Genomic DNA, 23,136 nt, shown 5'->3' with positions numbered 1-23,136 from the left:
CAGCTTGCTGATACTTATTGCGCCAACAAGCCAGCTTATTTTTTGGGCGGGAAAGTTTTGATAATGGTAAATAATACGCACACGGTGCCGTCATTAATAGCAATTGCGCTGCTAAAATCAGGTAATACCGCGCAGCAGTGAAGGCTATAAAGAATATGAAACTTAACGATTGTTATCCGGCAACTGTTTAATCTCAATGTTTCTGAAATCTACCGGCTGGCCTTCGCTTTGCAAGGCAATAAAGCCGCTGCTTAGCAAAGTACCGTCTTTTTTGTATTTAGGGTCGTAGCCTTTTACTACCCCACCACCAATGGTAGGCCGGGAATACTGCAGCACGGTATCGCCGTTGATCATATGCGTAATTAATTTACTGCCCTCAACGATAAGCTCTCCCTTTACCCATTGCTCGCCATCGTAGGTTTTAGAGGTAGAATTGATACAATGATCGGGCGATACAACGCCTTTATAAACAACATCTGTACCTGGCGAACACATATTGCCGGTTGGCCTTGGTTTACCATCTCCCAAGCCACCCAATAATTGCATTTCGATGGATATGGGCCAGTCCTGCTCTTTCAGCATTGTTCTGGGGTCCTGCGAATGAAACATTACGCCGCTGTTAAGTAGCGTATAGTCTGGCGCGCCTTTTTGCTGCTTACCCACAAAACGATACTCGAACCGAAGTTGAAAGTGAGAGAAAGGTGTTTTATAATACAAGTGACCAAACTGATCGTTAAAATCGCCATACTGATCATAGCTAACCCTGATCATGCCGTCTTCTACCCTGAAGGTATTCCCGTAGTTTTCGCCAACGTTGTGATGGTTTATTTTCACAAACCAATCGTTAATATCCTTGCCATTAAATAGCTTTTTCCAGCCTTTTTCAGCATCGCCTGTGCCGGCAAGTTTTTTTGTATTGGAGCAGGCCAACAGGAGCAAACAGGCAAGCATAAGCGTGCACGTCTTTTGTTTCATGGTTTTATGGTTTTGTATCGTATCACAAATTAGTTCTTTTTCGCAAAAAAACTATCGTTCGGCTGTAATTATGTCTACCTCTGCGTATCCTATGTTATCGTTACCCTCTGTATTCTTCAAAGCCCTCAATTTGATGTAGCGGGCGTTTACTGCCGCAAATTTTTTAATTTGTATCAAGGGGTTGTTTTTGATGTTCGGAAATTCTCCTTCATCAACCAGTTTCCATTCCTTATTGTCTATCGAAACATAAAACTGGTAAGTGGTTATGATACCCGGCCCCCATAAACCGGGATCTGGCAGGTACCTGAAACCGGACAAGCTTTGTTCTTTACCCAGATCTATGATCAAATCTACCGGCAACTTCTTGTCTTTACCCTGGTGCCATACTGTGGTTGGGTCGCCATCTAAAATAGCGTTGGCCTTTTCGTCATCTACTCCAACAATTCTCCAATCTTTACGGGGCAGGTCGAATTTATCTTCCATAACGGAACTGCTTTTGCCTGTAGCTGCGTCGCTGGCAAGCGCCTTTACTTCTAATTTTCCAACCGTTTCAAAAGGGCCCGTATATTTCTTTGAATGGGTGGTTGGCGTACTTCCATCCAATGTATAGTAAACTATTGATTCTTTGTCGGCAGGGGTTATGATGATTTTACCGGATTGATCTCTGATGACAGCCGGGGCGGTCAGGATCTGCTGCGCATTGTAAATACCAACATTGGAGATAACAGGGCTGCTTTTGGAATCGGTAATAGTCAGCCGCACCTTCGTGGCCTTCACACTCGGAAAACGAAGAATACGTTTATACCCAATAGTAGTTGCATTGGCTACATCTTTCCAGCTACCATCAACCAGCGCTTCAACTTTAAAGGCTTTCACTCTTTGGCCCAAACGGATATATTCCTGCGCCAGGAAACGGTTGAATGTAGTGGGTTTGCCTAAATTGATGGTGAGCGAGGCGGTCTTTACTTTATCGTCTGTTGCCCAATAGGTATTTGTGTTGTTATCAACCGCTTTACCGGCACCAAATTGGTTGCTATTACCACGGACATTAGAGGCTGTTGTTTTTTTTAATTGAGCAAGGTCTACAGCAAACGCGTCTTTAACCGCCTTGCCAAATTCCCTGGCTGCTTCTACATCTCTTCCATTGATTAAACCATTCGGCATGATGGGGAAGTTAAGCAGAAAAGTAGCGTTACGGCCAATGGAGTTGTAGTAAGTATCCATCAGTTGCGGCAAGGTTTTTACCTTGGTATCTTCACTCGGGTGATAAAACCACTCCGGGCGGATGGATGTATTTACTTCAGCCTGAACCCAGGCATTGCCATTTTCCAGCCCATAATGCAGCATATCGTAGGGCACATCACCGGTTGCGTTGAGCAGGCTCCAGTTAGTTTCACCTACATAGCCGGCTTCTGTACCTACCCAGCGCAGGTCGCCCCTATCGCCGTTATCGTTCCAGATTACACAATTTGGCTGTAGCTTATGGATAAGCGCATAGGTATTCTTCCAGTCGTAGTACGTGGTACGGTCGATGGTACGGGTTTCGTTAGCACCGCCGTAGTAGCCCGAGCCACCGTTTGCACCATCGAACCATATTTCGAATATGGGTCCATAATTCGTAAGCAGCTCAGTGAGTTGATTCCTAAAATAGGTAATGTATTCGGGCTTGCCGTAATCCGGATTGTTCCTGTCCCAGGGAGAAAGATAAATACCCAGTTTCAAACCATATTCCTTACAGGCAGCGGCCATTTCCTTCACCACATCGCCTTTGCCATTTTTCCATGGCGAATTTTTAACAGAGTACTTCGTATATTTTGATGGCCAAAGGCAAAAACCGCAGTGGTGCTTTGCGGTAATGATGACCCCTTTCATACCTGCTTCTTTGCAGGTACGTGCCCACTGCCTACAGTCCAGATCCTTTGGGTTAAATAAATTCACATCTTCGTTCCCAAATCCCCAGGACTGGTCTGTGTAGGTGTTCAATGAAAAATGCACAAATGCATAAGATTCCATCTGTTGCACACGCAGTTGATTAGCGCTTGGCACCGGGCCAAATGGGTTTGGCGCACTTACCTGGGCGCTAACAAATAAAGTTGGGCACAACAAAAAGACTACACCCAGGAAGAAATAAAATTTTTGATTCATATTATAGCTAAACAGCTCCCTCAATTTTTAAAACAAATGCATATTTACCCGGTGCCTGTCCTGGTAACTTTACTTTCAGGCCCGCTTCGGTTTGCTCAAAGCTTAATTGGTTGTTTCCAAGCAGGCTTACCCTGCTTACTTTACCCGCCTCATTGCCAGCTAACATTTTAATCAGCGCTTCATTACCCGTTGGCCAGCCCAACATAATGGCATATAATATGTTACCTTTTACCGTAAACCGGATATCTTCTGCAGTGAACGGCTTCCCTTTACCCTCGTTGAAACCCTGCGCGCTGATTGGCGCGGCTGATTCTATTGCCGGCCCCTCCCCAAATACCTTCCAGGGACGGGTACCATAAATCGCCTCACTGTTCACGTGCATCCAGGTGCCTATGTTTTCAACTACGGCACGTTCTTCGCTGTCAATCGTGCCATCACCACGTACAGGGATATTCAACAGCAGGTTGCCATTTTTGCTTACTACATCAACCAGTGTATGCACCACTGTTTGTGCACTTTTATAGCCTTTACGGTCAAATATGCGGCGATCATAATGCCATTCGCCTATACAGGTATCCGTTTGCCATGGAAATGGCTCTATTTTGTTGCTTTGGCCACGCTCTATATCCCAAACCATGCATTTTTGCTGTTCGGCATCGAGTATCTTTCCAAACAATACCGCTTCCAGCTTGCCTTTATGCCTTTTCATGTTACTGTTATACATATGTGCCGCTATCTTTAAACCTGCGTCACTCACCGGCCAAAGCGGCAGGGCGGTATCATCGAAGTAAAGCAGATCGGGATCATATTTATCGAGCAATTCAATTGTGCGGTTCAAAAAATTATCACAATAGGCTTTGCTGGGTGCGACCGCGCCATTTTGCCATCCCCATTGACTATGTATGCTGTTGGGATTGGCACTGTCTCTACTTAGGGCATGATTTTGGGCATACAGTTCCTGCGGGTCAAGGCCTTCCCACCACTGCCCTTTACCATCGGCTTTAGTTAACTTACCGTCATAAGGTACACCTGCCATCGGGCCATTTTTATCTGAAAGCTGTGCCGATTCGTACCAGCGCCAGGCGTGGGATGCATGTACACTTACGCCGAAACGCAAACCCTGTTTTTTGGCAGCCTTTGCCCACCCGCCTATCAGGTCTTTTTTGGGGCCTACTTTAGTACTGTTCCATTGGGGCTGGTATTTACTGTTATACAGGTCGAGGTTATCGTGGTGATTAGCCAATGCAAAGAAATACTGCGCACCTGCATTTTTATATAGCCCAACCAATTCTTCGGGGTTCCAGTTCTCTGCCTTCCATTCATTTACAACATCTTTAAAGCCGAATTTTGAAGGATGCCCATATTTTTCACAGTGAAACTTATATTGGTCGCTGCCCTCCTGGTACATGCCGCGCGCGTACCAGTCCCCACGTTCGGGCTGGCATTGAGGCCCCCAATGGGCCCATATACCGAATTTAGCATCACGAAACCAATTCGGCACCTGATATTGGGCCAATGAATTCCATGTGGGCGCAAAAGGCCCTACTGCAATCTCCTGGTTTGGCTGGTTTTGCAACGGGTTGGCAGCATAGAGTTTAGATAGGTATAAGGAAGAGACCCCTGTGGCCAAACCTTTTATTAATGTTCTTCTTTTCATAATCGGACTTAGTGATAATTAACAAACGACCATCCTGACTAACTATGCAAATGAACAGCCGGACAGTTAAGCATAATTCTATAAATCGGGTATATCTTTATTAATTGGCTAATGAGCAACACACGTGTTTGCATCTATAATTGACGAATCAAATTTCTTTTAAATTATATCTAAATAGTTGGCTAAATAGGACTTTTTTTTATACAAAACCGACTTTTTGCATGATATTGCACGCCGAATACGCGAACGCATGATGGCGGATGCTACCTCAAGAAAAACCACAAAGAAATTTTTATAGATGAACCAGAAGTTTATTTACTGCATATGATGATTAAAAGGGCACTAAAACATACTTATACCTTATTGAATGTTGATTATGTAAACCTTGGCCCGAAGTGGAATTATAACAACGTAATCAGCCCCTATTTCAGACTTTATTTTATCGATGCCGGTGCAGGTGAAGTTTCAGATATTTCAACAACGCTGAAACTTGAACCCGGTTATTTATACCTGATACCAAGTTTCACCCTATGCAATTTGGTTTGCCAAAGCCATATGAGCCAGTACTTTATCCAATTTTTTGAAGAATCAGCCGATGGGATATCGTTGTTTGCCAATAACCGGTCGATTTTTAAAGTTAAGGCTACCGAAGTAGACATTTTGAATTTTGCCCGATTACTCGAGATAAACCCCGGGCGGGGTATCAATCGTTCTGACAACCCCAGCATCTATGAAAAAAATATCTATTATAAAGAATATCAAGATCTTAACAACCAACAAAACATAGCCACTTTTACCGAGACTCACGGTATTCTTTTGCAACTGGTTTCCCGATTTTTAACGCCGGAGGCATTCAAACATAAAGAAACAAGCCCTATACCGGTTAAAATACTTCAGGCAATCAGTCATATACAATTGAACCTGCATCAGGATTTGTTAGTGGCAGACCTGGCAGAACAAGCAAATCAGCATGCCGATTATTTCTCCCGTTTGTTTCAACAGCACACCGGCGAACGCCCTTTAAAATATATTCAGGAAAAGAGAATAGAGCGGGCGCAATACCTGATGGTTACCACCCGGTTAACCTATGCTGACATAGCGGCCCAAACCGGCTTTCAAAACATATTTTATTTTTCCAGGATTTTTAAAAAGGTTACCGGTTTGTCTCCCGGTCAGTACAGAAAACAGATTGATTGTATCCATTTTTAACGGAAATTGGTAATAAAGCAATGAGGAATGATGCGCTGATACCGGATCTGCAATCCTTACGTTTGTATGCTGAATGCAGAAGCTGCTAAAAATCTTTTAATACGGTTCATCCCGTCTCGCCCAGCCGACACCTGCCGACAAGTTATTGCAATTGATTGTTTTATGACGACGATCTGTTTCATAAGTGTGGAAGATCACTTAATATCCCGGCCGGATACGCGATCATTGAGGATTATTCTTTTCTGCTTGATGAGAAACAGGAACCATAGTTGACAACCGCCGGAGAATACACTGATTAAAAAATTGAAATAACGTTCGTGACGGATTGATGATCGGCCAACCAGCAAGTATTCAACGCAAAAAAAATAGCATAACAGATCCAATGACCCAGCAGACAGGAATTCCTATTTATAGCATTATCAGCGGCAGCGGCAGTTACCTGCCCTCCCGCGCGATCAGAAACGCAGATTTCCTAGACCATACTTTTTATAATGATGAAGGCGTAAAGCTGGAACAGACTAATGAGGAGATCATCAGCAAATTTACAGCGATCACCGGTATTTTTGAGCGAAGATATGTTACAGCGGACCTCGTGGCTTCGGATATTGCCTTTTTTGCGGCAGAAGCCGCACTGCTGGATGCCGGGACCGACCCGGAACAACTGGACTACATTATCTTCGCCCACAATTTCGGTGATGTACGGGAAGATACGCGGAGCAGTGATCTGGTTCCGGCACTGGCGTCACGCGTAAAATCTCGACTGGGCATTAAAAATACCGCCACAGTTTGCTATGACCTGCCATTTGGCTGTGCGGGCTGGCTACAGGGCATTATACAGGCAGATCTATATATCCGTTCCGGAGAAGCGAAAAAAATATTGGTCATCGGGGCCGAAACCCTTTCCCGCATCACCGATCCTCATAACCGGGATTGTATGCTATTCGCCGACGGTGCCGGTGCTGTAGTACTGGAAGCCTGTCAAAGTAAGTTCCCCGTCGGTATCTTGTCACATAGCACCCGTACGTATGCCGATCAGGCATATGTATTAAAGATGGGCAGTTCGAATCACCCTGAACCCTTCCTACCCGAACAGCTGGTGCTGAAAATGCAGGGGCGAACACTTTATGAGCATGCACTCAAAGCGGTGCCCGCATTAATCCGCGAAACCATGGACAAGGCCGGGCTTGCTATTGAAAATATGAATACGCTGCTTATCCACCAGGCTAACCGCAAAATGGATGAGGCTATCTTAAAAAGGGTGTATCAGGCCTTCGGGTGCCAGGAAATACCGGAAAAGATCATGCCGCTCACGGTGGAGACCCTGGGAAACAGTTCGGTAGCCACTTTACCGACGCTGTATGACCTGATTAGCAAAGGTGAACTGCCCGGTTATCAGATCAAAGGCGGCGATCAGCTGGTGTTCGCTTCAGTTGGGGCCGGCATTAATGTCAATGCCATCGTGTACCGGGTGCCGGAACTTATTAAATGATAAGCATCATTAAATCAATGGTTTTCACCCTCGTTTTCGATCCGGGCAAACGTTCAATCAGTTTTATTTTGCTTTTCCATCGTTTTGATCTCCGCTTTCTCCCTAACGATGTCCTGCCGGATCAATCCAAATAAGCTCATATAGGTATTGGCGATCCATACAATTGAAAAACCTGCTATCAGGTAGCCCCTCCAACCCTCCATCAATAACTGGTAACCAGTAAGGCACAGGAAAAAAATGGTCACATAATGGCTAAAACAATATTCACAGGTAAAAAGGTAAAAGAATTTCCGCTCCAGCAGCGTTTTTCCCTGCCAGCTGTGCTTTACACAGTACTCCCGCGGCTCGCGGAAAACCTCTTCATGGGTAACGGTCCAGGCAATGCAGGCCACAGGAACGGCCAGCAGGAAAAGCCAGGCTACTTGAGTTGTTAACGCTATCATTTAAATGGTGCTTTAGTAGTCATTGATTAGTTTGGGGTATAAATGCCATCTCGGGCCGGGATGGTGGTGCGGGGCAGCGCTTATTCGTTTAATGGGTAATGCCCCAAGCTGTTGAAATTAACTTTGGCCGGTTCTTCTGCATAATGTACCAGTTCAACAATAACCTTTTTGATCTTTTCAATCAGAATGCTTTTTTTGTCGTTGAGCAGTTCCAGGCCGAATTTTGATAATGCAACCTTAAAATCCTGCAATTGCACCTCGGACAAGTTCCCCACAATCTCCACTTCTCCTAGTTCAACGCAAATATAACGAACGGAAAGTCTCTTCAGCTGTTGCTTCACGATCATCTTGCAACGGATACAAACCATGTTTTCACGTACAGTTTCATACTTATAGGAGCCTGCTTTAAATAAAATGAGCGGAAAATTACGGTTGATGAAGGCTAGCAACATTAGCAGCATATGCCGCTGTGGCAGGTAGTTCTCACTAAGGCGGCACGTCCTGTAATTTTATTAACCGGCCGTATCTTCATCTTAGAGGTAAGCATAAAAACAACTTAAAGTTTTAACCAAAAAGTAAAATAATTTACAGACAAAAAGTAAGCGGCGAAAGCCGTGATCGGCTTTTTAAGGCCAATGTGTGAATGATGCAACTTATTGATGGAGTTGTGTAACGGTTTGCCTTTAACAATATCCACCTTTATTCGCTAGCCTTGAGCGGTAATCATTTCTCAAAAAGAAACAGGATATCGGCTACCTGGAAGTCAAATTAGGTTTATGGAAATGGACAGCTATCAATTAAAATCTACTATTATGGACTATAAGAAAGCAGACCCTGCCGAACTGAAAACTGGAAAGGCACATATTATTGTGGAGATCATTGAATATGTACCCAATTCGGTAGTTATTAAAACCATCATCAGGAAATCAACGGGCAGTATCAGCATCATGCCATTTGACAGCGGTGAAGGGCATAACTCTGTGGATAACTTACATAATTCACACTAAGCAGAAAGCGTGTACCTGTTGAGGATCAGGCTGAAGATCGCCTTCCTTGACAGATCCGCATTGGGTTCATTATTTTCGATTGCCTCAGCACCCCTGGAAAGTTTAGGGTCTTTAACGGCATTCAGAAACCATTTTGAGTAATCGTGCCTGTGCAGGTGGTATAGCCAGGTTTCGTCATCTATACCAGCCGCCATCTGTATAAAGATCATCAGGTTATTGGCTTTCAGGTTAAGCCGCTTTGCTGGACCGGTAAAATAAAAACTATTGGCGTACATGTCGCCGCTGGCATACTTGCGCTTATGCCGCATCAGAAATTTACCCGGCTCAATGCCGTTGATGACAGTGAAACCACACGTTTCTTTTTGCCAGACCAGCACATCCCTTTTGTGAAGTTCAGGAAGATCCGGCAAGGCTAGCGCGTCACCGGAAATTGCGGCAAATTCAGCAATCTGCTGTGCGGGCGTTTCTCCCATCGCCAGCATGATATTGATCCGCTTTAAAAAGTCGGGGCAAAGCAGTGCCGGCTGCGTGGTAATGGCAAACACATTGGTGAAATCTTCAGGAAAATCATTAAAGCTTTCCGTGTTATCTTTTGGCAGCAAATGATGCGCCTCATCGATGATGATAAAATGAGGGTGACCACTTTGTTTTCGCAGAGCTGACAAGGCGACCTGCAACTTTTTGAAATAAACAGGACGTTCCGTCAATGGTATTGCCAGGAAAGAAACGATGGCATTTTCTGCGGGAATACTGAGCACTCTTACCACATGATCGATCAGCGGGGCGTGGCTTCCGTCGCCGATGGTAATGGCACCGGCAAGGTCCTGGTAGTCGCCTTCCGGATCAATCAAGCAAAATTGGTACTTCCCTTTTATAAGCTTTTCTATAAAGGCAGCTGCCAGCGTAGTTTTGCCACAGCCTGATGTACCTGCCAGTAAAATATTATTTCCGTACGGGCTTATCTTAAATTCGGCACCATCAATTTTTTCACCTATTTCGAGGTAGTGCCTTGATAATTTTGTATCCAGCATGGCCAGGTCATCCCGCATCATCTGGCCAATCAACTCGGCAACGCCTTCGCCACGCTGGCCCTTAGTTGTCCAGTCTGCATTAGCCATTAACTGTGGCAGGGCATTACCCACGGCAACGGCGCACTCGGCCGCCTGCAGCATTGCGTTATCGTTTTCCGCATCACCCACAGCTACCGTGTTGTGTTCAGACATGTGCAGTTCTTTAAGTGCCTGATGCAGGCCGGTGGCTTTGTTAACGCCGGGGGGCAGAATCATGATTGCGCCTTTGTTAAATATCAGTTGATGCTCCAGCCCGGCTGCTTTAATGGCTTCCAGCACCAGTTGCTGATGCGGTTCCCAGGTTGCGACAATAACCTCGCCGACCGAAAGCGGAATGCCTTGGTCTTTTAGCGCCTGAATAAATGCCTCAGGCGGGCGTTCACCCAATAATATCTTTTTCAGCGTGCGAGGATCGTAGATGAGCGCACCGTTTTCCGCAACGATCAGATCAAATATGGTGTACTCCGAAAAGATCAACTGTAGTTGATACAGCTCCCGACCGGTGACCAAAATGAGCGTCCTCCCGGTGGCTTTAAGCCTAACCAGCGCCTGCAGGGTAGCTTCGGAGACCATTTCATCCTCTGCAAGCGTGCCGTCGTAATCCGTTGTTAGTATATGATAGCGCATCAATGCCTGCTGATTAGTGTAAATATCGTTTGTTGCCGGTCGCGGAAAGCTAACCGCCAAAAGCTGACCCTATGATTCTATCAATCAGCCAGCTGCAAAACACTTTCCTTTTGCGCCATTACTGCGTTGTAGCCGATGTCGAAAATCTCGTCTGCATGTTTCATTTCAAACATATTATAGTGAGGCAGCAGCGGCTCTATCAAAACATCACAATATTTGGCCTGGGCGGCAACCTTTTCTGCAATTGCCAAATGGAAACAACGTTCCAACACCTGAAGCCTTGACAATTTCCCGCCGCTACTATTCAGCAGTTTATTTACATGAGATCCGATGATCTTATCGCATTTACCCGACAGGCAATCTGCCGGGAAATTATTGCACACGCCGCCGTCTACCAGCAGCCGTTGTTCCAAAACAACAGGTTCGAACAGGGCCGGGATCGCCGCCGAGCCAACCAGTACCTCATGCAGCACACCCGCAGAGAAAGTGATGCTGCTGCAGTTGGCTAAATCAGTAGCCGTTACCATTAACGGGGTTTTCAAAGACTCAAAACTATTTTGCGGTATAGCTTCGATCAATACACCTTTTAAAACCTGCGGTGAGAAAAGGCCGCCGGAACTCATTACAGCAGCTATCAAACTCCTGGGCGTATGAGCTTTCGCAAGACTTAATATTTCCCCTGGGGTATAACCCGCAGCATAAAGCGCGCCAATCACTGCACCGGCGCTGGCGCCAGATATGATCTTTACGCTGATACCCATTTCTTCCAGTCCCTGCAACACGCCGAGATGGGAGATTCCTCTCGCACCGCCACCAGAAAGTACCAAACCTATATTATTCATTATCTTATTCAAAGGCCAGCTGCATCTGTTCTTTAGTTTCTTCCGGCAGAACTGTCTTGTACATCAATTCATAATATTGCCGCACCATCCGGGCCGATTCAAACGCCGGATCCACATCCGCAGCTGCTTGCTTAACCATATTAAACCATTGATCAGGTTTGGTATAATAAGCGGGTAATACCGTTTTTTCCAGCGTAGCCATCAAATTGCTGTTTTCATCGCGGTCCATTTGCTCCACCGGCTGTTCCTTAATCGCGGTTGGGATCAGGAAACAGTTTTCACCGTCCCTGGCAAATTCCGGCACCCAGCCATCAGGCATCGATAAATTAACCGCGCCATTCATGGCGGCGGTCATCCCGCTCGTACCCGAGGCTTCATGATACATCCGTGGATTATTGAGCCAAACGTCGGCACCTTTTTTAAGGGAAGCTGATAAAGCCAGTTCGTAGCCGATTAGTACGGCACAATTGGCCAACGGCCTGGCTTTACCAATGATCTGGTTGAACAGCGCAATGCCTTCCGCATCTTCGGGATAGGGTTTACCCGCCCAGATAACCTGTACCGGATATTGGGTGTTCCCAATCAGTTTCAGAAATCGATCCCAATCCTGCATCATCAGGTCTGCGCGTTTGTAACCTGCAAATCTCCGGGCCCAAACAATCGTCAGCTTGCGTTCATCAAAAAGCATACCGCATTGGTCTGCCACTATTTTGAACAATTGTTTTTTGAGTGCTGTTTTACGTGAATTGAAAGCCGGGCGGTCGTTTTGAGCGATGGCCTGCCCGATCACTTCATCCACCCAATAGTTTTTATTTTGCGCGTTAGTGATCGACGTGATCTCACAAACCCCTTCATATCCGGCCCACATTTTACGCGCTATTTCGCCATGTAATTTGGAAACGCCGTTAGCCTTACGGGCAAACTTCAGGGCAGCAAGTGTATAATTAAAGGTTTCCATTTTTAAAAGCGAGCGAACCTCCTGTATACTTAGGTGATAGAAAAAAGACATCTCCCCGAGCAGTTCAAAGCTGTGTTCTTCGTTGCCTGCTGTTTCGGGCGTGTGGGTGGTAAATACTACCCGCTTACGCACCTCCGCCAGGGTCTTATGTTTTTCATACAGGTAGAAATTCAGCGCCACGCCGTGCCCTTCATTAAGATGATAGATAGCTGGCGTAAGTTCCAATAGATCAAGCAGCATTCCGCCGCCGATACCTAAAACCATACTTTGAGCAATACGCGTGGCCTCGTTGGCATCATAAAGACAATGCGTAATAGAACGTGATTCTTCGTCATTTTCCGGGATATCTGTGCTCAGCAAAAACAACGGCGCGGTGCCGAAGGTTTCGGGACGGAGCAGAAAAGCACGCACCTGAACCGGCGCGTTATGCACGGTTATGGTGAACAGGATGCCGGTATCTTGCAGAAATGAATATTCCTTCTCTACGAAACCGGGTTTCATAAACCCGTTACGGTCTCTTTGCTGGTCGTAATAACCGTATTTCCATAAAATACCTATACCAATCAGATTTTGTTTCAATTCAAATGCGCTTCTGAGGTGTGATCCTGAGAGAAATCCCAGCCCGCCGCTATAGATCTTCAGCGCCTGATCGATAGCAAACTCCATGGAAAAATACGCAACGGGCAATGCGTATGCCGGGTCGGGGGTGTACCCGAACAAATCTTTTCTGCTGATAGCCATACCGCAAAATTAGGTGATTAACTGCCGGCCATTAATGATGGTGGTCAATAGCTTTGGTGATGCACATCACTATAAACACCCCGGGGCAAGGCGAACCGGCGTTGGCCACGGCAGGGCACAGGGTGTGAATGATGTAACTAAAATATAGAATTGCATAACAGCAGCGCCCGCTTTAAGCGGAACTTCACTTTTCACCAACGCTCACCAAACAAATGAAGAATGACCGGGATTTACTAAAAAATATTCAGGATGCCATCAAATTAGACCCAACGCTGAAAAGCGCAGCGGTTATGGTGCAGGTACACGAAGGCATGGTCACCCTATCGGGCGTGGTTAAGCGCTATCTGGATAAGATCCACACGGAAAACATAACTAAAAGCATTGATGGTGTCAAAGCGATTGTTGAACATATTACGGTGGAGATAGCAAGTAACGACGAAGTGGCCGACGAGGAAATAGCTAAAAATGTATTGGCATATCTGAAGCTAAACTGGGTGCCCCTGGACCGGATAAAGGTTAAGGTGGAAGAAGGGCATGTTACGCTGGATGGCGAAGTATGCCATAACTTTCAAAAGCAAGATGCCAAAAAATCGGTGGGCAGCGTGGCGGGTGTAAAAGTTTTCACAAACAACCTCGTTATCGCCCCTGAAACAGCGGCGGCACTGGAAAAACGAACCATTGAACACGCCCTTTTACGCTACTCCGCTACTGTTGACCAAAACATACGGGTTAACATTGAAGCGAATACTATCACGTTGAATGGAACGGTGCAGTCTTATTACCAGAAAGAAGAAGCGGAAAAGATCGCCTGGAACACCCCTGGCGTGATGTTAGTCAAAAACGAACTGATCGTTGGATAAATCAGGATAAAAATGAAAAACAACAATTTGAAGGGACAAGGCAGCAGCACCAGCAACTCGCTGAAAGAACAGGCGGAACGGTCTCCCCTGCCCAAAACTATGCAGGCCATGGTTATGGAAGCAGCAGGCCAGCCGCTCGTTTGCAAAACCATGCCCATACCTGTACCAAATGAAGAACAGGTCCTCGTCAGGATAATCGCCTGCGGCGTATGCCGTACCGACCTGCACATCATGGACAGCGAACTCCCCAAACCCAAACTGCCGCTGATACCGGGCCATGAGATCATTGGCACTATAGCGCAGGTTGGCAGCAAGGTAACTTCCCTGCAAATAGGCGATCTGATTGGTATACCCTGGCTGGGCTATACCTGCGGCCATTGTAAATATTGTCTTAGAGACCAGGAAAACCTTTGTGAAAATGCGCTTTTTACCGGCTATACCATTGATGGTGGTTATGCCGAATATACGGTTGCATTTCAGAAATATTGCTTCCATCTGTCGCCGCAGTACGGGCATCCTGCAGCGGCGCCCTTGCTTTGCGCGGGTCTTATCGGTTACCGTTCTTACCAAATGATTAATTCAGCGGCAAAGCGAATCGGGTTTTATGGATTTGGCGCAGCAGCGCATATCCTCATCCAGATCGCCAGATCGCAGGGTAAAGAGATTTACGCATTTACCCGGGATGGCGACTTGCAGGCACAAGCTTTTGCAACCCGTATGGGCGCTGTATGGGCAGGAGGCTCGACCGAGGCACCGCCTGTTACCCTGGATGCAGCCATCATTTTTGCGGCCGTGGGCGAACTTATCCCGAAGGCCCTGGCAGATATCGACAAAGGCTGCCCGGTAATATGCGGCGGGATACACATGAGCGACATACCTTCGTTCCCCTACAAATTGCTTTGGGAAGAACGGAGCATCCGTTCGGTAGCCAACCTTACCCGTAAAGATGGTGATGATTTTTTTGCGTTAATCGCCAAAATTGAAGTTAAAACCGAGACCCGCCTGTTTCCCCTGCGGCAGGCGAATGAAGCATTGGCCGCAACGCGCAATGGCGGGCTGAACGGGGCGGCAGTACTGGTGATGTAAGGACCGCCAAACTTAAACTACAAATCAGATGAAAGAAATAGAAGCCATTGTTAACGAAGTGAAAGCGGCTTTAGCTTTGAAAAAAAAGGAGATTGAACTTAGCGGCAACGCTATTGGTTATACCACGCAAGAATTTAAAAACCGCGAGATGGAGTTTTTTGCGTTCGAAGCCAATATAAAGGTAAAGACCAGGCAGCCATACATTGCAGCCGAAATGATAGACCAGTGCAAACACGATGCGCTTGAACTGATGGCAGAGATCAGCAAGATTAAAGCTGCTTAGTTACGGCGGGGCGGGGTTCGCCGGATCTGTCCAAATTTCTGTATAAGATAAGACCGACGGGTATAGGCAGCCAAAAGGTAAAGAACCGGTAAAGCAGCGTAATGATAAGTGCCGCATGAACAGGTGCGCCTAATTTGGTAAAAAAATAGGTCATTGCGCTTTCGTAAACAATAAGCGAACCTGGAGAAATGGGCAATGCACCGATAACCAGTGATAATAATAAGGCGAACGTCACCAGCCCGAAAGACATGGGGATATGGAATCCCTTCACCAGCGCGTACACGGTTAGCACATCGCAAAAAATAATTACCAGTTGAAAAAACACAGTTTTCATGAGCACTTTCCTGTTATTGAACAGCATCTGAAAGGAGCGTTCGCTTTCGCTCTGCAGGGAAAGCAGTCCCGCTTTTCTGAGGTAACGTTTAATCCAGTTATACCTGCTTAATTTCCGAAGAATAAACAACACGGTGCTCCTGTTATACAGCAACAGCACCAGGCAGGTAAGTGCGCTGTAAAATACAAATCCAAGTAATACCACATAGTTGATCGTCGCAGCCACGTGTACTTGGAAGATGAGATACCAGCTGTAAAAAACGGCCAACAATAACATGATGGCAAAATAAAAGCCGATTGTTTGCAGTACCAGGGCAGTAAATGCGGTATGCCGCGGAACCTGGCGCCTGGTCAATTGTTTAAAAAGATAGCCATTGCCGCTGATACCCCCGGTAGGCAGGGCCTGGTTAACAAACATAATAACGATGGACATTTTAAAAAGCGAACGCAGATCTGCCGAACCGGGGTGGCTGCGGATAAGGCCCTGTAGGATGAACGCACTAATAATATAAGTAGCAATCTGCGCGCCCAGAGTTAAGAAAAGCCAAACCGGGCTCATTTGCAGCATCAGATCCCTGATATCTTTCAGTTTGCCAATGTAATGCAGCGCGAAATAAAAGACCAGCAGTGCGAAGGCATAAAAAATAATCCGTGATGGCGAAAAGAACTTAATTGGTTTTGTGCTGTTTACTACAGGTTTGGCGAGTGTTGTCATCTTTTATGAGCGTATCGCCAGCATGATAAAATCCCGCCTTAAGCTGCGGCATCCGCTCCAACTAAATACTTGCCCGCCCTGCCCTTTTGCACCGGAAGAAGATAGCTGAGATACGCCTGTGTTGCCGGGCTGCCAGTCATATCCTTCCGGTGTTGTTTGGGCATCCATGGCTGTTAGGATTTGGCTAAAGCTTTTAATAAAAGTTTCGCGGCTTCTTCCGAAGATGCCGGGTTTTGACCAGTAATCAGCAGGCCATCCTGTTTCACATAAGATTGCCAGTCGGGCCCCTTACTGTAAACCCCGCCCAGTTTCTTCAATTCGTCTTCCACCAGGAAGGGAACAATGGCCGTCAGTTGAACCGCTTCTTCCTCCGTGTTAGAGAAGCCTGTTACCGCTTTATCTTTAACCAAAGCGCTTCCGTCGGTGCGTTTTACTTTCATGAGTACACCCGGTGCATGGCAAACCAAAGCAACAGGCTTATGATGCGCATAAAAATTTTCGATGAGGGCGATGGAGTCTGTATCATTTGCCAGGTCCCACAGTGGTCCATGGCCGCCTGGATAGAAAACGGCATCGTAGTGCATTTCATTAACGCTATTCAGCGGTAGCGTGTTTGCCAGCCGTTCTTTAAGCGCTTTGTCCTGATCAAACCTGCGGGTTGCGGCAGTTTGCGCGTCAGGGTCTTCGCTTTTTGGATCAATCGGTGGCTGCCCGCCTTTTGGCGATGCCAGCGTTATTTCGGCACCGGCATCCGCCAATACATAATAAGGGGCTGCAAACTCTTCAACCCAAAATCCGGTCTTCTTGCCGGTGTTTCCCAATTCGCTGTGGGAGGTGAGTACCATTAATACTTTCATGTAAGCTTATTATTAGTTATTATTTAAATTTTCACAATCATTTTGCCTTCGTTGCGGCCCTCAAACAACCCGATGAAGGCGTTGGGGATATGATCAAACCCTTCCACAATGGTTTCATGGTAGGTAAGCTTGCCGGCTTTTAGCCAGGCCGTGAGCTGCACGGTGGCTTCATTGAATTGATCGGCAAAGTCGGATACCAGGAAACCGTGCATTAGCGCGCTCTTTTTAACCAGCACAGGCTGTATATACGGACCCATTGCCGGCGCTGCATCATTATACAATGAAATGGCGCCGCACACAGGTACCCGCGCATACTTGTTGATTTGATTTAGTACGGCATCAGATATGCTGCCGCCAACATTATCAAAATAAATATCGACCCCATTGGGGCAGGCAGTTTTAAGCGCGGCGCTCAGGTCCGGCTCAGTTTTATAGTTGATAGCTACATCAAAATGAAATCTGGATGTGAGCAGTTCAACTTTCTCCTCAGAACCCGCTAAGCCCACCACGCGGCAACCAAGTATCTTACCTATCTGCCCGACGATACTACCTACAGCACCCGCTGCGCCCGAAACCACCAGGGTCTCACCTGTTTTCGGTTTGCCAATGCGGGTTAGTCCGGTATAGGCCGTGAGGCCGGTCATTCCCAGCACGCCTAGGTAGGCGGTTATATACTCGGGATCTGGTGGTATGATACGGAGGCCGACACCGTCTGAAACCTGATACTCTTTCCAACTAAGGTTACCCAAAACCATATCCCCGATTTTGAACTGCGTGTGTTTGGAATCGATAACTTCGGCAATGATGCCCGACTGTAAGGGTTTATCTAACTCAAAGGGGGCTACATATGAGTCCGTGTCGTTCATCCGACCGCGCAGGTACGGGTCTACCGAAACGTATCGCGTTTTCAGTAACACTTCACCATTGTCGGCTATCGGGATCTCTTCGATGTTGGTTTTAAAATCGCCGGGAACTGGTTTCCCGGCCGGTCGTCTGTATAATACAATTACTTTATTCATGTACGTTAATTAATAGTAAATTTAAAAATAGCCTGCAGCTGCTTCCTGATAATGATCGCCTCTATGCATTCCTCAACAGCTCTTACAGCTGTTTTGTTTAGATAGCATCTGCTCCAGCACCACCATTCGTTACCGCATTTAAACAGAAAAGTTTCCTTGCCGTCGTGAAACTGTACACGCCAGACTTTCCATTTCCTGAAAACGGTTGAAGTGATGTGCAGAAATTCGACCCCGCCGGTGTCACCGGTTGTTATCATTTCATAACTCATAAACTATCCGTTCTATTGATTTTCTGCACAACCCACCCGGGTGGGTTCCCGGATCAACGCCCTCAGTTGCCTTATATGGCTATCGGTGAAGTATTTCATCGTCGTTTCTTCGGCTACCCGACACCCAAAGTCCGGAAGAAAACTTCTAGCGGGATCGTGCAGAGAGACAGATACACCATAAAATAACCACCATTAGCTTATGCAGAATAAAGTGTAAAAGTGGCCAATAGCTGCTACTGAACCATTACACAAAACTGTTTATAGCTTACATCATTCACACCTTATCAAAACCTGTATCAGGTGTGAATGATGTAATTAATTTAAAGAATTACATAACATACCGGTGGCCCAAAGAAGCCAGATTTGCTGTGTTATTAATAAACTTTTTAAAATATCAACATCATGTTTTACTACAACAACTTTTGGGGAATGGATTTTATCTGGTGGTGCGTATGGATCATGTTACTGTTCTGGATCTTCGCCACGCCTTATGATATCCCTTTCCAGCGGAATAAAAAAAACAACCCTTTAGATATTCTGCAAAGACGACTGGCCTCCGGTGAGATCGATAAAGCCGATTATGAGGAACGAAAAAAGATCATTCTAGCAGATATTTAGACTAAAACCCGCTGGAAACAGACGGAATCCTGTGATATCATCAACGAAAGAATCTTATCGAGATCGATGCGATCAGGCATACCTAATGCATCCGGCATCTATTAAACTAATTTATAAATCAATCCTATGAAAAACAGTGAAGATGTGTACACAACGCCCATGAAGGGCTTTAGCGCCAATATCGAAAACGAAGTGCTTGAAAACAGCAGTTTCCGTAGCGTTTTATACACCAGCAATCATTTACAAGTGGTACTCATGAGCCTGAAGCCGGGTGAAGACATCGGCGAAGAGATCCATAATGCCAATGACCAGTTCTTCCGCTTTGAGAGCGGCAGCGGCAGATGCATCATCAACGGCAACGTGTACGAAGTTAAAAACGGGGATGCCATAGTAGTACCTGCCGGCGCAAAACATAACGTAATTAATACTGACGGGAAGAACGAATTGAAAATGTACACCATATACGGCCCGCCTAATCATAAAGACGGCATTTTACGTGTTACCAAAAAAGAAGCGGAAGACAATCCTGAAAAATTTGACGGAGCTACAACAGAATAAGTAAGCCCAATTGATGCCCTGTCTTAAACTGTTCAATTTCCGTTATAAATTATGTCACTAAAAACCGATACCACAGATTTCCTGGAACAAACCGGAAAAATATCCAGGTTTACGGGGCACTTTTTTTCTCATGGGATAAAACCACGGTTTGAGATTAAAGAATTGCTATCCCAATGCTATCTCATTGGCTATAAATCCTTTCCGCTGGTAGGGTTAACCGGCTTTATTATGGGGCTGGTGCTCACCATGCAGTTGCGGCCATCGCTGGTTAGTTACGGGGTACAATCTAAATTGCCGGTAATGGTTGGCATCGCCATTGTGCGGGAGATAGGGCCGGTTATCACTGCCCTCATCTTTGCCGGTAAAATCGGCAGTAGTATCGGGGCTGAGCTGGGATCGATGAAGGTTACCGAACAGATCGACGCGATGGAAGTTAGCGGAACTAACCCATTCAAATATTTAGTGGCAACCCGCGTGGTTGCCACTACTTTTATGCTGCCGATACTCACCCTGCTTAGCGATGCCATTTCCTTATTTGGTGCTTATATCGGTGTAAACATCAGTTCGGTTACCAGCCTGCGGTTCTTTTTCGCCCAGGTTTTTCAGAGTTTAACCTACAGCGATATTATACCGGCTGTCATCAAAACCCTGTTCTTTGGTTTTGCCGTGGGACTCATTGGCTGTTATAAGGGTTTTAACTCGACAAAAGGTACCCAAGGCGTAGGCAATTCTGCCAACTCGGCCGTTGTGCTGTCAAAGAAATGGAAACGGCAAAGGCAGCTGATAGTTCAACTGATCAAAAGAAAGGAACAGTGATTGCACCTGCGGCTGTTCCGGTCATCACTATTGAACATTTATATATGCGGTTTGGGCCGAATATCGTTTTGCAGGGCTTCAACCTTACCGTTTACAAAGAAGAGAACGTGGTGGTGCTAGGCAAATCCGGCGCATGGAAATCGGTGCTCATCAAATGCGTCATGGGGTTATTGAAACCAGATAAAGGCAGTATCAACGTTCTGGGCGATGATGTGACTATGCTCAATGATGATGACCTGATCAAGGTAAGATCAAAGGTAGGTTTTCTTTTTCAGGTCAACGCCCTTTACGACTCAATGACCGTGCGGGAGAACCTGGAATTTCCCTTACGCCGGCACTGGATAGACCTGCTACAAATAGAAGTAGATGCGATGGTAAAAGAAGCATTGGCCAATGTGGCGCTTGAACACACGGCAGAAATGATGCCGTCGGAATTGTCGGGCGGTATGCTGAAACGGATAGCTCTGGCGCGTACATTAATACTCAAACCAGAGATCATTTTGTATGATGAACCAACTACGGGCCTGGATCCGGTTACTGCCCGAGAGATTGACCAGTTAATACTTCAATTACAGAAGAAATACCAAACATCTTCTATCATCATTTCTCATGATATGAACTGTGTGAAAAACATCGCTGACCGGGTCATTTTATTACTGGAAGGGAAATGTTATGCCGACGGCACTTATGATGAACTGGCGCACGCAACCGATCAGAAGATCAAACAATTTTTTGAATAAAATCATGGCAAAACAGGGAGAAAATAACATAAAACTAGGCCTTTTTGTACTGGCTGGCCTACTGGTGATGATGGTTGCTTTTTATATGATTGGCAAAAACCGTAATATTTTCGGAAGCGACTTTGAACTCAAGGTGCGCTTTGCCAATCTGAACGGTCTGATGGAGGGCAACAATGTACTATTCTCCGGGATACAGGCCGGTACGGTAAAAAGTATCCGGATGGTGAATGATACCACCATTGAGGTTGCGATGCAGATCGACAGTAAAGTGAAGCCTTTTATACACAAAAACGCATTGGCCGCTATTGGTACCGAAGGACTGATGGGGAACAAGGTAATCAACATTACGCCTATCAACCTGGCAAGCGAACCTGTGAATAGCGGCGACGAACTAGCCGTACAGAAGATGGTCAGTACGGACGAGATGCTACAGACGCTTTCTAAAACAAATAGCAATATTGCCCGCATCTCCGAAGCGCTGAAATCAACCGTGCTTCGATTAGATAGCAGTGCCATCTTTGATGTACTAAACGATAAGACCATCGGCATCAGTTTAAGGTCATCGCTCCATAACATCGACAAGGCAAGCAGGAATGCCAACGATTTGACGGCGGGACTCAATGAGCTTGTCGTTCGGATAAAGCAGGGTAAGGGTACGGCGGGCTTGCTGTTATCAGACACTGCGCTGGCAGCTAATTTAAAGCTGGCTTTGATCAAATTAAAGTCGGCGAGTGAAAATGCCGATCAGCTAACACGGCAGGCCAACACCATGGTAACCTCGGTTAATAATGATCTTAATAACGGGAAAGGAACCTTGCACGCACTCCTTAAAGATTCACTCATCGCCAAAAAGATAAGCATTACGCTGGATAATGTGATGAAAGGTACTGATGGTTTTAATCAAAATATGGAGGCTTTGAAGCACAATTTCTTATTTAAAGGATTTTTTAAAGACCAGGAGAAAAAGAAATCGGCCGCTGCAAAAGCCCTTTCCAACTAAACAATTGTTGCTTTGCACTTTATCATACACGCGAAGAGGTATCTATAGGCTATATTAAACAAATGATTCTTGGATAGATTTGCCGGGCTCAGAAGCTTAGGAAGTACGACATAAAAAAACCCCACTCGCCGGAGTGGGGTTAAATCATTGATCTTTTATGCTTCTGAGGCTGGACTCAAATATTCAATAGAAATGTAGCATTCGTCGGCGGAGCATAAACCGGGCACAAGCACCTGGTAACGATATTGCTGAATCCAATTCGGCGTTACACCGCCATCGGCGTTATTCGAAATTTCAACCGGGATGTTTCGCCATTAAATTAAAACCCATTTATTTCAGAAAACCAGCTTTCTCAGAAGCTAATCAACGGCTTCAATAACATATTTAGCTTGCAACATCAACATAAAATTCGCCCGTCATTCTCCCCTGGCTAAAAAACAAGGGGCCTGGCAAATCAATCGGCAGGTATTCGTCCAAAACGATTAAAACACCATGTAAATGAATTTCCGAGTTAACATCGCCATAGCTAATAGTCGCTATGTAGGTGGATTTTTTATCTGGCCCCGTCATATACAACGTAGTTGGACCATTTACGATAACAATGTTGTGATTAGCAACCGCCTTGAACTGTACAGGCCCTGTACCAGTGTACTGGAATTGTACACCACCAGATTGTTTTGGAACATTAACCCAAGCTCCGTTTTCTTTTATTTGCAATTTCGTCCATTCCCATTGATCTAAGGTGATTGTAAATTGCTGCGTAGTAGGATTTGCAGAGATAGCAATATTTGCCATAATAAATTTTGTTAATCCCCTTCT

General features: G+C 45.9%; 24 protein-coding genes. 11 read left to right on the top strand and 13 right to left on the bottom strand.

The features are described from left to right. Nucleotides 1-162 precede the first annotated feature (162 nt). The 3 genes from E2R66_RS11910 to E2R66_RS11900 are packed head-to-tail and all read right to left on the bottom strand — an operon-like array spanning nt 163 to nt 4,777. Complete coding sequence (locus E2R66_RS11910) at nt 163-975, bottom strand: 3-keto-disaccharide hydrolase (RefSeq protein ID WP_133230971.1); 813 nt, start codon at nt 973-975, stop codon at nt 163-165. Between the two features lie 51 nt (nt 976-1,026). After that, complete coding sequence (locus tag E2R66_RS11905; RefSeq protein ID WP_133230973.1) at nt 1,027-3,120, bottom strand: alpha-L-fucosidase; 2,094 nt, start codon at nt 3,118-3,120, stop codon at nt 1,027-1,029. 7 nt (nt 3,121-3,127) lie between these two features. Beyond that, a complete protein-coding gene (locus tag E2R66_RS11900; protein ID WP_133230975.1) occupies nt 3,128-4,777 on the bottom strand; it encodes an alpha-L-fucosidase in 1,650 nt (549 codons plus the stop codon). A gap of 324 nt (nt 4,778-5,101) precedes the next feature. On the opposite strand from E2R66_RS11900, the gene E2R66_RS11895 reads away from it, so the two are divergent. After that, on the top strand, nt 5,102-5,986 hold the full coding sequence (locus tag E2R66_RS11895; RefSeq protein WP_240049300.1) for a helix-turn-helix domain-containing protein: 885 nt from the start codon (nt 5,102-5,104) through the stop codon (nt 5,984-5,986). 382 nt (nt 5,987-6,368) lie between these two features. Further along, entirely contained in the window at nt 6,369-7,475 is a 1,107-nt protein-coding gene (locus E2R66_RS11890; protein ID WP_204985907.1) for a 3-oxoacyl-ACP synthase III family protein, read from the top strand. Nucleotides 7,476-7,528: 53 nt separating this feature from the next. On the opposite strand, the gene E2R66_RS11885 is transcribed toward E2R66_RS11890, so the two are convergent. Both E2R66_RS11885 and E2R66_RS28965 read right to left on the bottom strand, forming a co-directional pair. Further along, nucleotides 7,529-7,918, bottom strand: coding sequence for a hypothetical protein (locus tag E2R66_RS11885; protein ID WP_240049299.1), 390 nt, complete (start codon nt 7,916-7,918; stop codon nt 7,529-7,531). Nucleotides 7,919-7,998: 80 nt separating this feature from the next. After that, entirely contained in the window at nt 7,999-8,370 is a 372-nt protein-coding gene (locus E2R66_RS28965) for a hypothetical protein (RefSeq protein WP_240049298.1), read from the bottom strand. Nucleotides 8,371-8,730: 360 nt separating this feature from the next. Here E2R66_RS28965 and E2R66_RS11875 point away from each other — a divergent pair, with 360 nt between their 5' ends. Continuing rightward, on the top strand, nt 8,731-8,925 hold the full coding sequence (locus E2R66_RS11875) for a hypothetical protein (RefSeq protein WP_240049297.1): 195 nt from the start codon (nt 8,731-8,733) through the stop codon (nt 8,923-8,925). Here the strand turns inward: E2R66_RS11875 and E2R66_RS11870 are convergent. The 3 genes from E2R66_RS11870 to glgP all read right to left on the bottom strand — a co-directional run bounded on the left by E2R66_RS11870 (nt 8,922) and on the right by glgP (nt 13,163). Then, complete coding sequence (locus E2R66_RS11870; RefSeq protein WP_133230977.1) at nt 8,922-10,622, bottom strand: HAD-IIB family hydrolase; 1,701 nt, start codon at nt 10,620-10,622, stop codon at nt 8,922-8,924. The genes E2R66_RS11875 and E2R66_RS11870 overlap by 4 nt on opposite strands. Before the next feature lie 80 nt (nt 10,623-10,702). Next, entirely contained in the window at nt 10,703-11,464 is a 762-nt protein-coding gene (locus E2R66_RS11865; RefSeq protein ID WP_133230979.1) for a patatin-like phospholipase family protein, read from the bottom strand. A gap of 4 nt (nt 11,465-11,468) precedes the next feature. Next, entirely contained in the window at nt 11,469-13,163 is a 1,695-nt protein-coding gene (glgP, locus tag E2R66_RS11860; protein ID WP_133230982.1) for an alpha-glucan family phosphorylase, read from the bottom strand. A gap of 212 nt (nt 13,164-13,375) precedes the next feature. Here glgP and E2R66_RS11855 point away from each other — a divergent pair, with 212 nt between their 5' ends. Genes E2R66_RS11855 through E2R66_RS11845 form a run of 3 tightly spaced genes read left to right on the top strand, consistent with a single transcriptional unit; the run spans nt 13,376 to nt 15,392 of the window. After that, nucleotides 13,376-14,023 (top strand): BON domain-containing protein, encoded by a 648-nt coding sequence (locus tag E2R66_RS11855; protein WP_133230984.1) that lies wholly within the window; start codon nt 13,376-13,378, stop codon nt 14,021-14,023. Nucleotides 14,024-14,035: 12 nt separating this feature from the next. Further along, the gene (locus tag E2R66_RS11850; protein WP_204985906.1) at nt 14,036-15,109 is read left to right on the top strand and encodes a zinc-dependent alcohol dehydrogenase family protein; all 1,074 of its coding nucleotides are present in this window, start codon (nt 14,036-14,038) and stop codon (nt 15,107-15,109) included. A 28-nt stretch (nt 15,110-15,137) separates the two neighbouring features. Beyond that, nucleotides 15,138-15,392 carry a hypothetical protein gene (locus tag E2R66_RS11845; RefSeq protein ID WP_133230986.1) on the top strand — a complete coding sequence of 85 codons (255 nt, stop codon included), beginning with the start codon at nt 15,138-15,140 and terminating at the stop codon, nt 15,390-15,392. Here E2R66_RS11845 and E2R66_RS11840 read toward each other — a convergent pair. The 4 genes from E2R66_RS11840 to E2R66_RS11830 are packed head-to-tail and all read right to left on the bottom strand — an operon-like array spanning nt 15,379 to nt 18,316. Further along, nucleotides 15,379-16,440, bottom strand: coding sequence for a lysylphosphatidylglycerol synthase transmembrane domain-containing protein (locus E2R66_RS11840; RefSeq protein ID WP_133230988.1), 1,062 nt, complete (start codon nt 16,438-16,440; stop codon nt 15,379-15,381). The two genes, E2R66_RS11845 and E2R66_RS11840, sit on opposite strands and share 14 nt — an antisense overlap. A 3-nt stretch (nt 16,441-16,443) precedes the next feature. Next, nucleotides 16,444-16,608 carry a hypothetical protein gene (locus E2R66_RS28330; RefSeq protein ID WP_158288395.1) on the bottom strand — a complete coding sequence of 55 codons (165 nt, stop codon included), beginning with the start codon at nt 16,606-16,608 and terminating at the stop codon, nt 16,444-16,446. 5 nt (nt 16,609-16,613) lie between these two features. Beyond that, the gene (locus tag E2R66_RS11835) at nt 16,614-17,297 is read right to left on the bottom strand and encodes a type 1 glutamine amidotransferase domain-containing protein (RefSeq protein ID WP_133230990.1); all 684 of its coding nucleotides are present in this window, start codon (nt 17,295-17,297) and stop codon (nt 16,614-16,616) included. Nucleotides 17,298-17,320: 23 nt separating this feature from the next. After that, nucleotides 17,321-18,316 carry an NADP-dependent oxidoreductase gene (locus tag E2R66_RS11830; protein ID WP_133230992.1) on the bottom strand — a complete coding sequence of 332 codons (996 nt, stop codon included), beginning with the start codon at nt 18,314-18,316 and terminating at the stop codon, nt 17,321-17,323. Nucleotides 18,317-18,987: 671 nt separating this feature from the next. Here E2R66_RS11830 and E2R66_RS11820 point away from each other — a divergent pair. From E2R66_RS11820 to E2R66_RS11800, 5 genes are all read left to right on the top strand, one after another. Then, nucleotides 18,988-19,203, top strand: a complete 216-nt coding sequence (locus E2R66_RS11820) for an SHOCT domain-containing protein (RefSeq protein ID WP_192901966.1) — start codon at nt 18,988-18,990, stop codon at nt 19,201-19,203. A 126-nt stretch (nt 19,204-19,329) separates the two neighbouring features. Further along, nucleotides 19,330-19,761: a cupin domain-containing protein gene (locus E2R66_RS11815; protein ID WP_133230998.1), complete on the top strand. Its 432-nt coding sequence runs from the start codon at nt 19,330-19,332 to the stop codon at nt 19,759-19,761. A 51-nt stretch (nt 19,762-19,812) separates the two neighbouring features. Beyond that, complete coding sequence (locus E2R66_RS11810) at nt 19,813-20,577, top strand: MlaE family ABC transporter permease (protein WP_133231000.1); 765 nt, start codon at nt 19,813-19,815, stop codon at nt 20,575-20,577. Nucleotides 20,578-20,621: 44 nt separating this feature from the next. After that, entirely contained in the window at nt 20,622-21,317 is a 696-nt protein-coding gene (locus E2R66_RS11805; protein ID WP_240049309.1) for an ABC transporter ATP-binding protein, read from the top strand. Nucleotides 21,318-21,321: 4 nt separating this feature from the next. Next, a complete protein-coding gene (locus tag E2R66_RS11800; protein ID WP_133231004.1) occupies nt 21,322-22,317 on the top strand; it encodes an MlaD family protein in 996 nt (331 codons plus the stop codon). A gap of 384 nt (nt 22,318-22,701) precedes the next feature. Here the strand turns inward: E2R66_RS11800 and E2R66_RS11795 are convergent, their stop codons facing one another. Further along, nucleotides 22,702-23,112, bottom strand: coding sequence for a hypothetical protein (locus E2R66_RS11795; protein ID WP_133231006.1), 411 nt, complete (start codon nt 23,110-23,112; stop codon nt 22,702-22,704). Between the last annotated feature and the right edge of the window lie 24 nt (nt 23,113-23,136).

Source organism: Mucilaginibacter psychrotolerans (genome assembly GCF_004519315.1).
Taxonomy (GTDB): domain Bacteria; phylum Bacteroidota; class Bacteroidia; order Sphingobacteriales; family Sphingobacteriaceae; genus Mucilaginibacter; species Mucilaginibacter psychrotolerans.
Note: the sequence above shows the minus strand (reverse complement) of the source record. Positions and strands in the feature narration are given on the sequence as shown.